Origin of the sequence: Nocardioides sp. QY071 (genome assembly GCF_029961765.1) — a bacterium.
Classification (GTDB): domain Bacteria; phylum Actinomycetota; class Actinomycetes; order Propionibacteriales; family Nocardioidaceae; genus Nocardioides.
On record NZ_CP124681.1, the window covers coordinates 2114911 to 2128412 of the forward strand.

General features: G+C 72.8%; 9 protein-coding genes. 5 read left to right on the plus strand and 4 right to left on the minus strand.

Features of this window, described 5'->3' with window-relative positions:
• Positions 1–2: 2 nt before the first annotated feature.
• The 3 genes from QI633_RS10185 to QI633_RS10195 are packed head-to-tail and all read right to left on the minus strand — an operon-like array spanning position 3 to position 4933.
• Complete coding sequence (locus QI633_RS10185) at positions 3–1730, minus strand: MFS transporter (protein WP_282428880.1); 1728 nt, start codon at positions 1728–1730, stop codon at positions 3–5.
• 10 nt (positions 1731–1740) lie between these two features.
• Complete coding sequence (locus tag QI633_RS10190; protein ID WP_141799289.1) at positions 1741–2454, minus strand: LppX_LprAFG lipoprotein; 714 nt, start codon at positions 2452–2454, stop codon at positions 1741–1743.
• 4 nt (positions 2455–2458) lie between these two features.
• Entirely contained in the window at positions 2459–4933 is a 2475-nt protein-coding gene (locus QI633_RS10195) for a DNA topoisomerase IV subunit A (RefSeq protein ID WP_141799288.1), read from the minus strand.
• 70 nt (positions 4934–5003) lie between these two features.
• Here QI633_RS10195 and QI633_RS10200 point away from each other — a divergent pair, with 70 nt between their 5' ends.
• Genes QI633_RS10200 through QI633_RS10210 form a run of 3 tightly spaced genes read left to right on the plus strand, consistent with a single transcriptional unit; the run spans position 5004 to position 9453 of the window.
• The gene (locus tag QI633_RS10200) at positions 5004–7727 is read left to right on the plus strand and encodes a GNAT family N-acetyltransferase (RefSeq protein WP_260806066.1); all 2724 of its coding nucleotides are present in this window, start codon (positions 5004–5006) and stop codon (positions 7725–7727) included.
• Between the two features lie 18 nt (positions 7728–7745).
• Positions 7746–8315 (plus strand): DUF5998 family protein, encoded by a 570-nt coding sequence (locus QI633_RS10205; protein ID WP_141799286.1) that lies wholly within the window; start codon positions 7746–7748, stop codon positions 8313–8315.
• A 4-nt stretch (positions 8316–8319) separates the two neighbouring features.
• Positions 8320–9453 (plus strand): alkaline phosphatase family protein, encoded by a 1134-nt coding sequence (locus QI633_RS10210; protein ID WP_282428881.1) that lies wholly within the window; start codon positions 8320–8322, stop codon positions 9451–9453.
• 18 nt (positions 9454–9471) lie between these two features.
• Here QI633_RS10210 and QI633_RS10215 read toward each other — a convergent pair whose 3' ends face one another.
• Positions 9472–10140 carry a thymidine kinase gene (locus QI633_RS10215; RefSeq protein WP_282428882.1) on the minus strand — a complete coding sequence of 223 codons (669 nt, stop codon included), beginning with the start codon at positions 10138–10140 and terminating at the stop codon, positions 9472–9474.
• 189 nt (positions 10141–10329) lie between these two features.
• Here QI633_RS10215 and QI633_RS10220 point away from each other — a divergent pair, with 189 nt between their 5' ends.
• Both QI633_RS10220 and QI633_RS10225 read left to right on the plus strand, forming a co-directional pair.
• On the plus strand, positions 10330–11454 hold the full coding sequence (locus QI633_RS10220; protein WP_282428883.1) for a hypothetical protein: 1125 nt from the start codon (positions 10330–10332) through the stop codon (positions 11452–11454).
• 9 nt (positions 11455–11463) lie between these two features.
• Positions 11464–13488 (plus strand): M3 family metallopeptidase, encoded by a 2025-nt coding sequence (locus QI633_RS10225; RefSeq protein WP_282428884.1) that lies wholly within the window; start codon positions 11464–11466, stop codon positions 13486–13488.
• Positions 13489–13502 lie beyond the last annotated feature (14 nt).

The window sequence follows — 13502 nt, forward strand, 5'->3', positions numbered from 1 at the left end:
GGTTAGCCGCCGGCGCGCAGCACCTCGGCGGTGTCCACGTCGCGGGTGTGTGCTCTCGACAACACCGCGAGCGCGAGCACGGCCGCGGCGAACGCCGCCGCGGAGGCGCCCCGGAAGACCGCCTGCTCCTGCAGGATGCCGAGCTCGCTGATGCCGAGGCTCGGGTCGTCGGCGCGGGCGGCGTACAGGCGGCGCAGGCCGATCGTGGTCAGGGCGGAGATGCCGACCAGCATGCCGACCATCCGGGCGACGACGACCAGCGCGCTGGCGAGGCCGTGGGTGTCGTCGTCGGTGCTGGCCAGGATGGCGGCGTTGACGGGGGCGAGGGCCAGGCCGAAGCCGAGACCGCCGACGACCAGCGGGACGCTGGCGGCGAACCCGTCGAGGCTGTGCGCGTCCCACTGGCCCATCACCAGGAAGGAGCCGCTGGCGGCGAGCATGCCGACCGCGGTGAGCAACCCGGCGTTGGTACGCCGCAGCAGCCAGCCGCCGAGGACGGCACCGACCGGGAGTGCGGCCAGGAAGCGCAGCAGGACCAGCGCCGCACCGAGCTGGGAGTCCTTCTCGGTGGTGGTGCGGGCGAACAGCGGGATGTCGACGAGGGCGGCGATCAGGGCCCAGCCCACCAGGAAGCTGACCACGAGGGCACCCCATGCGGGGACCGGCCGCAGTGCGCCGCGGGGCACGATCGGGGCGGCGGCCCGGCGCAGGTGCAGCACCAGCAGCACGGCCGCCACCGCCGAGCCCAGGAGGAACCACGGGCCCTGCGGGGAGAAGACCGCCACCTCCGGGTCGGCGGTCGCGAACGCGAGCACGATGCCGCCCAGGAGCACCGCGAGCAGGCCTGCACCCAGCAGGTCGGCGGCGAGCAGGTGGCCGAGCCAGCCGCGCAGGTCGACCAGGGCCCGCGGCCGGAACCAGCACCAGGCGACGAGGAGCACGAAGGCGACGACCGCCGCGAGGCCGACCGGGGTGACCCAGCGGCTGCCGCCGTCGAGGTAGGGGATGAACAGCCGGCCCCAGGTCAGGTCGCGCTGCAGGCCGCCGGGCTCGACGAAGGTGAGGAAGCCGGCGACCAGGGGCGCCACGAGCAGCAGGATGCCGATCGTGCGGTCGAGGACGTTGCGGTGGTCTCGTGACGGTCGCTGCACGACCTCCTCGACCTCCGGGCGAGCGGCGACCAGGCCGACCGCGACGACGAGCAGCGCCCCGACGGCGAGGTTGATCGCGAAGATCCCACGCCAGGTGGTGAAGGAGAGCACGAAGGCGCCGAACAGCGGTCCGAGGACGCTGCCGAACTCCTGGACCGCGGAGACGATGCCGAGGGGGAGCCCGCGTCGCTCGACCGGGTAGAGGGCCGCGACCAGCGACATGGTCGCCGGCACCAGCCCGCCGCCGCCGACGCCCTGCAGGAACCGGCCGGCGACCATGCTGGGCAGGTCGTAGGAGATCGCGGTCACCAGGGAGCCGATCGAGAACACCACGAGCGACATCGCCAGGACCGGGACCTGACCGCGCAGGTCGGCGATCCGGCCCACCAGCGGCAGGATTGCGACGTACCCCAGCAGGAAGCCCGAGACGATCGGCGCCGCGCGCTGGAGCTCCTCGACCGGGATGCCGGCGCCAGCCATCATGTCCGGCAGCGCGAGCACGACGACATAGGTGTCCACCGCCGCGAACGCCACGGCGACCGCGCAGAAGGCCAGCAGCAGCCGGTTCGCCGCGCTCATCGGTGGTGGCTCACTTCGGAGCCGAGATGTCCTTCGTGACGCCGTACTTCGTGACGTCGATGGTGTAGGTCAGCGGCTCGGAGTCCTTGAAGAAGACACCGGTGAGCCGGGCGGTGCGCAGGTAGCCCTTGTCGTCGAGACGGTAGGTCGCCTTGAAGTCGTCGCCCTCGGCGCACGGCAGGATCTTGCGGATCGAGTCGCCCGTGGCCGTGCCGGCGTAGGTGTGGAAGATCTCCTTGTTGTCCTTGCCGCCGCGCTCGGACTTGCCGGCCTTCACGTCCGTGCTGCTGGTGAGCACGCTCGACACGCCGGTCGACGGGTCGAGCAGCTGTGCCGGGTCGGGGGCGCACAGGTCGGCCGCCTGGTACTTGTCGGTCCAGCCGATGATCGGTGCGTCGATCCACAGCGTGCCGTCGACGGACACGACGTTGATGGAGCTCGCCTCGAACCCGCTGACCCGGCCCGCGACGGAGCCCTCGAAGGCGGCCGGGTCGGCGACGATGGTGCCGCTCGCGGCCGAGAGGTAGTCGGTGCCGGGATCGTCGCCGGTCGACAGCGAGACCTCGATTCCGCTGGTCTCGTCGAGCAGCTTCTTGGCCTTGGCGCCGGCGTCGGACCACGACGCGGCCTTCGAGCCGCCGTCGTCACCCGAGCAGGCGGTCAGGCCGCTGACGGCGACGAGAGCGGTGAGCAGGCCGGCGGCCACGCGGGTCGGGGTCGTCATGCGCTCACCCTGACACACCCAGGGTGACGGCGAGCGGACCGGCGGCCGCGGCGAGCGCCTGGCTGCTCGGCACGCCGGACCCGTCGCGGCGGCCGGTGGCCTCCGGCAGGTCGACCGGCGCACCGCTGCCGGCGGCGGCCCGAGCGGGCGCGGGCCCGGCCCACGCGAAGACCAGGGTGTCCTCGCCCTTGAGGAAGCGGTGGCAGCGCACCCCGCCGGTGGCCCGGCCCTTGGCGGGGTACTCCCAGAAGTCGGTCACCTTGACCGACCCGGGCTCGGTGCCGGGCAGGGCGGTCGAGGAGCCGGACGAGGTCACCAGGACCACGCCGCCGGGGGAGTTCAGGTCCAGCACGCCGAACCAGACCACCCGCTCGCGCTCGGCGACCCGGACCCCGGCCATGCCGCCGCCGGACCGGCCCTGGGGACGCACCGAGTCGGCCGGGTAGTGGAGCAGCTGGGCGTCGGAGGTGACGAAGCACAGCTCCTCCTGGCCGGTGCGCAGCTCGACCGCGCCGACGACCTCGTCGCCGTCCTTGAGACCGATGACGTCCCACTCGTCCTTGCTGAGCACCTCGGGGTTGACCCGCTTGACGACACCCTGCTTCGTGCCGAGCGCGAGGCCCGGGCCGTCGGTGGCGAGCGTGGTCAGGGCGAGCGCCCGCTCGCCGGCGGCCAGCTCGAGGACCTCGGTCAGCGGCAGGCCGCCCTGGAGGTTGGGCTCGTTGGCCGAGGGCGGGATCGCCGGGAGGTCGAGGACGGCCAGCCGGATCAGTCGCCCGGCGGAGGTGACCACGCCGATGTCGGCACGGGCCGTCGTGCGGACGGCGGAGACGACCACGTCGTGGTTGGCCCGGCTGCCGCCGGTGCCGATCTCGTCGGCGTTGCTGGTGCGGGCCAGCAGGCCGGTCGAGGACAGCAGCGCGAAGCACGGGTCGTCGGCGACCTCGAGCGGTGCGGCCGCGGCGGCGACGGCGGTGGTGCCGGCCGACTCGAGCAGGACGGTACGACGCGGGGTGCCGAACGTCTTGGCGACCTCGGCCAGCTCGGTGGAGACGAGCTTCTTGAGCAGGCCCTCGTCGGCGAGGATCGCGTCGAGCTCCTCGATCTCGCGGCGCAGCTCCTCCTGCTCCTTCTCGAGCTCGAGGCGGGAGAACTTGGTGAGCCGGCGCAGCTGCATCTCGAGGATGTACTCGGCCTGGACCTCGGAGAGCTCGAACACGCTCATCAGCCGCTCCTTGGCGGCCGCCGAGTTGTCGCTGGTGCGGATGACCTGGATGACCTCGTCGATGTCGATCAGGGCCAGCAGCAGGCCGTCGACCAGGTGGAGGCGGGCGGCCTTCTTGTTGCGGCGGAACTGCGAGCGGCGGCGGACGACGTCGTAGCGGTGCTCGAGGAAGACCTCGAGCATCTCCTTGAGGCCCATGGTGCGGGGCTGGCCGTCGACGAGGGCGACGTTGTTGATGCCGAAGGAGTCCTCGAGCGGGGTCAGCTTGTAGAGCTGCTCGAGCAGCGCCTCGGGCACGAAGCCGTTCTTGACCTCGATGACCAGGCGCAGGCCGTTCTCGCGGTCGGTGAGGTCCTTGATGTCGGCGATGCCCTGCAGCTTCTTGGACTGCACGAGCACCTTGATCCGCTCGACGACCTTCTCGGTCCCGACGCCGTAGGGCAGCTCGGTGACCACGATGCCCTTGCGCCGCCCGATCGTCTCGACCCGGGCCGTGGCGCGCATCTTGAACACGCCGCGGCCCGACTCGTAGGCGTCACGGATGCCGTCGAGGCCCACGATCTTGCCGCCGGTCGGCAGGTCGGGGCCCGGGATGAACCTCATCAGGCCGTCGATGTCGGTCTTCGGGTGCTGGATCAGGTGGCGCAGCGCCTGGACCACCTCGACCAGGTTGTGGGGCGCCATGTTGGTCGCCATGCCGACCGCGATGCCCGTCGTACCGTTGACGACCAGGCTGGGGATCGCCGAGGGGAGCACCGTCGGCTCGTACTCGCGGCTGTCGTAGTTGGGCTTGAAGTCGACGGTGTCCTCGTCGATCGACTCCGTCATCGCCAGCGCCGCCGGCGCCATCCGGCACTCGGTGTAGCGCATCGCGGCCGGCGGGTCGTCGGGCGAGCCGAAGTTGCCGTGGCCGTCGATGTAGGGCAGCCGCAGCGACCACGACTGGGCGGTGCGGACCAGGGCGTCGTAGATCGCGCCGTCGCCGTGGGGGTGGAGCCGACCCATGACCTCACCGACGACACGGGCGGACTTCACGTGCCCCCGGTCGGGCCGCAGGTTCATGTCGTTCATCGTGTAGAGGATCCGGCGCTGCACCGGCTTGAGACCGTCGCGCGCGTCGGGCAGGGCCCGCGAGTAGATGACGGAGTAGGCGTACTCCAGGAACGACGACTGCATCTCGTCGCGGATGTCGGTGTCGAGGATGTGCTCCTCGAAGTCCTCCGGGAGGGGTTCTGCCTTCGTGCGCCGTGCCATGGGGGGCATTCTTCCGGGTGCCCCCGACAAGCCGACCGGGGGCTCGCGGGGACCCGATAGATTTCTCCCTGTGAGCCCCGGCGACCCGACCCCCACCGACGAGATCGAGGCGCCTCCGGCGCACTGGGAGGGTGACGTCCTGCTCCGCGACGGGCGTACGGCGCACATCCGGCCGATCCGTCCCGAGGACGACGAGCTGCTCGTCGAGTTCTACGCACGGGTCTCCGACGAGTCCAAGTACTACCGCTTCTTCTCCCCGATGCCGGTGCTCTCCGAGCGCGACGTACGCCGGTTCACCCACGTCGACCACCGCGACCGCGTGGCGCTGGTGCTGATCCTGCAGGAGCGGATGATCGCCGTCGGCCGCTACGACGTCGTGGAGGACCGCGAGGCCGAGGTCGCCTTCCTCGTCGAGGACGAGCACCAGGGCCGCGGCATCGCGCAGCTGCTGCTCGAGCACCTCGCCCAGGCCGGTCGCGAGCGCGGGGTCGACCGGTTCACCGCCGAGGTCCTTCCGGACAACTCCCGGATGATCCAGACCTTCCGCGACGCCGGCTACAAGGTGGTCAGCGGCTACCACGACGGCGTGATCACCCTCGAGTTCCCGATCGACCCGACCGACACCGCGATCGGGGTGATGCGCGACCGCGAGCACGCGGCGGAGGCCGAGTCGATCCACCGCTTCTTCCACCCGCGATCGGTCGCGATCATCGGCGCCAGCCGCCGGCAGGACACCATCGGCCAGGTGCTGGTGCGCAACCTGGTCAACGGCGGCTTCGCCGGCCGGGTCCACGTCGTCAACCCGAGCGCGCCGGCCGTGTCGGGATTCCCGGCCTACAAGAACGTCAACCAGGTCCCCGACGACGTCGACGTCGCCATCGTCGCCGTCCCGGCCGACGCGGTCACCGACGTGGTGCTCGACTGTGCCAACAAGGGCGTGCACGGCCTGATCGTCATCTCCTCGGGCTTCGCCGAGACCGGCGAGGAGGGCCGCAAGCGGCAGCGGCACCTCGCCGGGCTGTGCCGCTCCTACGGGCTGCGGCTGATCGGCCCCAACTGCCTGGGCGTGATCAACACCGAACCGGCGGTGCAGGTCAACGCGTCGCTGTCGTCGGTCATGCCGGCCCGCGGCCGTGCCGGCTTCTTCTGCCAGTCCGGTGCGCTCGGCTCGGCCATCCTCGAGAAGGTCAAGAACCGTGGTCTCGGCATCTCGACCTTCGTCAGCGCGGGAAACCGCGCCGACGTGTCCGGCAACGACCTCCTGCAGTACTGGGAGGAGGACGACGCCACCGAGGTCGTCATGATGTACCTCGAGTCCATCGGTAACCCGCGCAAGTTCTCCCGCATCGCGCGCCGGGTCTCGGCCCGCAAGCCGATCGTCGCGGTCCGGTCCGGGCGCACGACGCAGGGCGTGCCGATGGGCCACACGGTCCGCCGGATCGGGGCCCCGCAGGCCGCGGTCGACGCGATGTTCCGCCAGGCCGGCGTGATCCAGGTCGACACCCTCGACGACATGTTCGACGTCGCCCAGCTGCTGGCCCACCAGCCGCTGCCGCGCGGACGCCGGGTCGCGATCGTCGGCAACTCCGACGCGCTCGGCCTGCTCGCCGCCGACGCCGCGTCCGCGGTGGGCCTGGTCGTCAACCGCTCGGTCGCGCTCGGTGCCGACGCCACGGCCGAGGACTTCGAGGACGCCCTCGACGACGCGATCGACGACCCCGACGTCGACTCGGTGATCGCCGTCTACATCCCGCCGCTCGACGTGTCCGGCGAGGAGGTCGCCAACGTGCTCGCGGCCGTGGGGGAGCAGTCCGACAAGCCCCTCGTCTCGTCCTTCCTCGGGGCCGAGGGCATCCCCGAGCTGCTGCGGGTCCCCGATGTCGCCGGGTCCTCGGCGGGACGCGGCTCGGTGCCGTCGTACCCGGCCGTGGAGGCAGCGGTCCGGGCCCTGGCCCGGGTCGTGGAGTACGCCGTGTGGCTGCACGCCCCCGACGGGCCGGCGGCCGACGCCGGCGAGGTCGACGCCCGCAGCGCCCGGCGGCTGGTCGACCGGGTCCTCGCCGACCCCGAGGTGGTCGCCGCCGACCGCGAGGTCGAGCTCGACCAGGACCAGGTCCGTGCCCTGCTGCACGCCTACGGCATCGAGCTGTGGCCCTCGGAGCCCGTCGCCGACGTCGACGCGGCCGTCGCCGCGGGCGAGCGGCTGGGCTGGGACGTCGTGCTCAAGTCGACGCTGTCGTCGGTGCGGGAGCGGCCCGACCAGATCCACGTGTGGCGCAACATCCCCGACGCGCACGAGATGACGGAGGCCTGGGACTACCTGTCCGGCCTCATCGACCCCGCCGTGGGGCGGTTCGTCGTGCAGCGCAACGCGCCGACCGGCGTACCCATCTCCGTGCGGTCCTTCGAGGACCCGCTGTTCGGGCCGGTCGTGTCGTTCGGCATCTCCGGTCCGGTCATCGACCTGCTGGGTGACTGGTCCTACCGGATCCCGCCGCTGAGCGCGCACGAGGTCTCCGGCATGGTGCGCGAGGTGAAGAGCTCGCCGCTGCTGTTCGGCTACCGCGGCGCCGATCCCGTCCAGGTGTCGGCGATCGAGGACCTGATCACCCGCGTCGCCGCGCTCCAGGGCGACCTGCCGCAGGTCAGCGCCCTCGAGCTCTCGCTGGTGCTCGCCGGCGTCGACTCCGCGGCGGTGCTCACCGCGTCCGCGCGGGTCGCCGCGGTGAAGGACCCGCGCCCCGACTCGCTCGTGCGCCGGATGCCCGACCTCGTCACCACGATCCCCGAGTGAGCGTGCGAGGATTCGCGCATGACTGACCGGGACCGGAGCGCCGAGCTGAGCGCTGCGATCAATCGCACCGGCTACTACCCGGAGGTCGTCGCCGACGCGGTCGCCGACGCGGTCGCGGGCGAGGCCGTGGTGTCCTACTACGTCCACCACGAGCCGACCTTCGAGCGCGACGAGGTACGCCGGCACCAGACCGTGATCGTGCTGACCCCGTCGCGGCTGATCCTGGCCCACACCGACGAGCACGCGGGCGACGACCTGCTGCCCGAGCCCTACACGTCCACCTCGACCGAGGCGGTCAGCCTGCGCTCGGTGGACTCCGTGGTCGTGACCCGGATGACGACCAACCCGACGGCCGGCCCGCGCCCGCCCGCCGAGGCGGTGCTCACCATCGGCTGGGGCGCGGTCAACCGGCTCGACCTCGAGCCGGCCGGCTGCAACGACCCGCAGTGCGAGGCCGACCACGGCTACACCGGATCCCTGTCCTCCGACGACTTCTCCCTGCGCGTCTCGGCCGCCGCCGACGGCACCGACGCTGTGGGCGGGCTGCTCTCCTTCGCCGCGTCGCTGTCGGCGCTGACGAGGGGCTGACCGGGTGGAGGTCGCCGCGTTCTGCGAACCGGCGTACGGCGTCCGCTCTCTCGGCGACATCGTCCCCGCCGCGGCCCACGCCCTCGGCAGCCCACTGGGCCCGGCCCCGACCGGGCTCGTGCTGCCCGACGCGGCGTCGTACGTCGTGTTCCTGATCGACGGGCTCGGCGCCCGGCTGCTCGAGCGGTACGCCCACGCGGCGCCGTACCTCTCCTCGCTGCTGGAGACCTCCACGCCCGCGACCGCCAGCGTGCCCTCGACCACCTCGACCTCGCTGACCACGCTCGGCACCGGCCTCACGCCGGGCGCGCACGGCCTGGTCGGCTTCACCACCCGGATCCCCGGCACCGGCGACCTGCTCAACGCGTTGCTCTGGGACGGCGACGTCGACCCGGTGCAGTGGCAGCCGCACCAGACCACGTTCTCCTCGCTGCAGGCGGCGGGCGTGCGGGTGACCGTGGTCAACAAGCGCGAGTTCAACGGCAGCGGCCTGACCGTCGCGGCCCACCGCGGCGCCGACTACGTCGGCGTCGACCGGGTCGGCGAGCGGATCGCCGCCGTCGTCGCCGCGTCCGCCCCGGCGCCGCGGCAGCCCACGCTGACCTATGTGTACGACGGCGACCTCGACTGGACCGGTCACCGCTGGGGCGTGGCCTCCAGCCAGTGGCTGCAGCAGCTCGCCATGATCGACCACGAGGCCGAGCAGCTGCGCGAGGCGCTGCCCGCCGACCGGCGGCTGGTCGTGATCGCCGACCACGGCATGGTCGACGTACCCACTTCCTCGCGCATCGACGTCTCGGCCGACGACGACCTGCGCTCGGGCATCGCTCTGGTCGGCGGCGAGGCGCGGTTCCGCCATCTCTACTGCACCGGCGGAGCGGTGCCGGACGTGGTCGCCACCTGGCGCGAGCGGCTGGGAGAGCGGGCCGAGGTGCTCAGCCGCTCCGAGGCGATCGGCCGCGGCTGGTTCGGCCCGGTCGACCCCGCGGTGCTGCCGCGGATCGGGGACGTCGTGGTGGCCTGCCACGGGGACTTCGCCGTGCTGTCGACCGACGGGTTCCCCTACGAGAACAGGCTGATCGGCATGCACGGCTCGCTCACCCCGGACGAGATGCTGATCCCGGTGCTCGTCGACTGACGGTCCAGCTCCTGCTGATCAGGTGAAGGGCAGCGGCTCGGGCGAGAGGCTGACGGCCCGCGCCCGGGCCGCTGTCATGCCGCGCCGGTGGTGCTGGCGGCACAGCACCTCGTAGGCGACCTCCACGTCGTCGACCGCCGCGGGCGGGTGGTCGGCGGGGTCGACGTCGCCGACGACGATCACCTCGCCCTCGGTGACCATGACGCCGTTCTCGGTGCGGGCGTTGTGGGTGGCGCGCTTGCCGCACCAGCACAGGGCCTCGACCTGGAGCACCTCGGTGCGGTCGGCCAGCTCGACCAGGCGTGCCGAGCCCGGGAACAGGCGGGTGCGGAAGTCGGTGAGGATGCCGAAGCAGAACACGTCGATCTGCAGCTCGTCGACGACCTTCGCGAGCTGGTCGATCTGCTCGGAGGTGTAGAACTGCGCCTCGTCGCAGATGACGTAGTCGATCCGGGCGCCCTGGGTGAGCGCGTCGACGGTGTAGCGCCAGAAGTCGAAGTCCGGCGCGACCTCCTCGGCGTCGGCGACCAGGCCCAGCCGGGAGGAGACCATCGCGGTGCCGGCGCGGTCGTGGCTGGTGAACAGCCGGCCGCGCCGCCCACGGGCTGCGTGGTTGTGGTTGGTCTGCAGGGCCAGGGTGGACTTGCCGGCGTCCATCGTCCCGGTACGGAAGATCAGCTCGGCCACCGGCGCATCCTCTCACCCATCTTGGGGACGAATTCCACCGCATCAGGTGAAGAACGCCCGATTCGGCTGCGCGAGAGGGACCGGTGGGAGAACACTGGAGCCTCCCCAGAACCAGGAAGCAGGTGGACCATGGGGGTCGCCACCGGGCCTGTCGGGCGGAGAGTCCGTCGGGCCATCACGATCATCTCGGTGCTCGCGGCCATCGCCGTCGTCCTGACCACGACCGGGGTGGTCGGCAGACGCACGTCCCCGCCCGCGGGCGGGGACCGGTCCGCCGCCGCGACCGGACCCGGCTCGTCGGCCCCGGACGTCACCGCGAGTGCGCCCCCGGCGGCGGTCGAGGCCGTCGTCGAGGCACCCGAGGCGGTGGTGCGCAACGTCTCCACCGCGGAGGGGTACGGCGACCGGCTGGTCGACGCACCGGCCGCGGCCGTGGCGGCGTACCAGCGCGCAGCGACGGTCATCGACGCCGCCGCACCCTGCAACCTCGACTGGCTGGTCCTGGCGGCGATCGGCCGGCTTGCGTCGAACCACGGCCAGGGCGACGACGTCAGCCACCGGATCACGGCCGAGGGCGGGGTCGAGCCGGCCCTGGTCGGTCGCGCGCTGAACGGCAGGGGTGGGCGCAGCGAGGTCTCCGACACCGATGCCGGCGACCTCGACGGCAACCCGCGCTGGGACGCCCCCCTCGGCCCGATGGGGTTGCTGCCGCAGACGTGGTCGCAGGTCGCGGTCGACGCCGACGGCGACGGGGTGCGCAACGTGCAGGACCTCGACGACGCGACACTGGGAGCGGCGGTCCTGCTGTGCGCCAGCGGCAAGGACCTGTCCCGGGCGAAGGCGCTGCGCAAGGCGCTGCACTCCTACGACGCCACGCCGCACTTCGCGCGCACCGTGGGCAGCCTGGTCGCCGACTACCGTGCCGAGGCCGCCGACATGTCCGCCCTGGCCGCGGTGCCGATCGCGCTGCCCGCCGACGTGGCGCCGGACTGCTGCGCCGACGTCGTCGCCGTGCTGACCCGGGCCCGCTCGGCGCTGGGTGCCGTGCCGGTCGTTCCGGAGCCGGAGCAGCCGGCCGCTCCGGTGGTGCCTCCGGCGACCGAGCCGCAGCCCACGCCGACGCCGGAGCCCGAGCCCACACCCGAGCCCACGCCGGAGCCGACCTCCGAGCCGACGCCCGAGCCGACGCCCGAGCCGACGCCCGAGCCGACGCCCGAGCCGACCCCGTCGGTCGACGTACCGCCGGCCGACCAGACTCCCGCTGACCAGCCGCCGGCGACCGAGCCCACCCCGCAGGAGGGGCCGACCTCCTAGGGTGAGGGCGTGAGTACGGACGCGCTTCTCGGGACCAGTGACCTGCCGCACCAGCTGCCGCGGTTCGCCGACATCGACGACCACGACTATGCGCCGGCCATCGAGGCGGCCATGGCCGAGCAGCTCGCCGCGGTCGCCGCGATCACGGCGGACCCGGCGCCGGCGACGTTCGCCAACACACTGGTCCCGCTCGAGCTGAGCGGGACCACGCTGGCGCGGGTGCTGCGGGTGTTCTGGAACCAGGCGAGTGCGGACGCCAACCCGGACATCGACGCCGTGCGGGCGGCGTTCGCCCCGAGGCTCGCGGCCCACACCGACGCGATCCTGCTCGACCCGGCGCTGTGGGCCCGGCTGCAGGCGGTGGCCGAGGACCGGGCGGGCCTGGACGCCGAGGCGGCCTACCTCGTCGAGCGCTACCTCACCGAGTTCCGCCTCGCCGGCGCGGCGCTCGGCGAGGACGACAAGGCGCGGCTGCGCGAGCTCAACGAGCGGATCTCCAGCCAGGAGACGGCCTTCGAGCTGGCGCTGCAGGCCGACACCAACGACCTCGCGGTCGTCGTCGAGGACCCGGCCGCGCTCGACGGGCTGACACCGGGGGAGGTGTCCGCCGCCGCCGCGGCGGCCGAGGCGCGCGGCGTGCCCGGCCACCTGCTGACACTGGTGCTGCCCACCGCGCACCCGCACCTCGCCTCGCTCACCGACCGCGACCTGCGCCGCCGGCTCTCCGAGGCGCAGCGCAGCCGCGGCAGTCGCGGCGGCGAGCACGACACCCGCGCGACCGCGCTCGACATCCTGCGGCTGCGCGCCCAGCGTGCCCGGCTGCTCGGCTTCGAGAACCACGCGGCCGCGGTGACCGCCGACAACACCGCCGGTACGCCGCGGGCGGTGCGCTCGCTGCTCGAGCGGCTCGCCGTACCCGCTGCCCGCAACGCCCGCGCCGAGCAGGACGCGATGTCCGAGCTGGCCGGGTTCCCCGTCGAGCCGTGGGACTGGCCGTTCTACGCCGAGCGCGTCCGCAGTGCGCGGTACGACGTCGACCTGGCCGCGCTGCGCCCGTGGTTCGAGGCGGAGCGGGTCCTGCGCGACGGCGTCTTCTTCGCGGCCGGCCGGCTCTTCGGGCTGACCTTCGAGGAGCGTCCCGACCTGCCCGGCTACCACCCCGACGTCCGGGTGTTCGAGGTCAGCCGCGAGGGCACGCCGATCGGCCTGTTCCTGCTCGACCTCTACACGCGCGACACGAAGCGCGGCGGCGCGTGGATGAGCAGCTTCGTCACGCAGTCGGGCCTGCTCGGCATCGACACGTCGGTCGTCGTCAACAACCTCAACGTGCCCAAGCCGGCCGCAGGGGAGGCGACCCTCCTGACCTGGGACGAGACCCGGACCCTGTTCCACGAGTTCGGCCACGCCCTGCACGGGCTGCTCGCGCGGGCGACGTACCCCAAGTTCGGCGGGACCGCCGTCTTCCGTGACTTCGTCGAGTACCCGTCCCAGGTCAACGAGATGTGGGTGCTGTGGCCCGAGGTGCTCGCCAGCTACGCCGTCCACCACGAGACCGGCGAGCCGATCCCCGCCGACGTCGTCGCTCGGCTGCGGGCCGCCGAGACGTTCAACGAGGGCTTCGCGACCAGCGAGTACCTCGCCGCCGCCCTGATCGACCTCGCCTGGCACGAGCTCGCCCCCGACGACGTGCCGACCTCGGTCGAGGAGGTCGCCGCGTTCGAGCAGAGCGCCCTCGCCGCCGCCGGCCTCGACAACCCGGCGGTGCCGCCGCGGTACTCCACGCCGTACTTCGCCCACAGCTTCAGCTCGGGCTATGCGTCGGCGTACTACTCCTACATCTGGAGCGAGGTCCTCGATGCCGACACCGTCGCATGGTTCGGCGAGAACGGCGGGCTGACCCGCGAGAACGGCGAGGCCTACCTGCGCCACGTCATCGGCATCGGCGGCACCCGCGACCCGCTGGACTCCTACGCCGAGTGGCGCGGCCGGCCCGCGCCGATCGAGCCGCTGCTCGCGCGGCGCGGGCTGAGCTGAGCCTGTGGAGGACG

Excerpts from the sequence above, each read along its gene's own strand:
- QI633_RS10190 (WP_141799289.1), bottom strand. The coding sequence starts at position 2,454 with ATGACGACCCCGACCCGCGTGGCCGCCGGCCTGCTCACCGCTCTCGTC.
- QI633_RS10195 (WP_141799288.1), bottom strand. The coding sequence starts at position 4,933 with ATGGCACGGCGCACGAAGGCAGAACCCCTCCCGGAGGACTTCGAGGAG.
- QI633_RS10185 (WP_282428880.1), bottom strand. The coding sequence starts at position 1,730 with ATGAGCGCGGCGAACCGGCTGCTGCTGGCCTTCTGCGCGGTCGCCGTG.
- QI633_RS10205 (WP_141799286.1), top strand. The coding sequence starts at position 7,746 with ATGACTGACCGGGACCGGAGCGCCGAGCTGAGCGCTGCGATCAATCGC.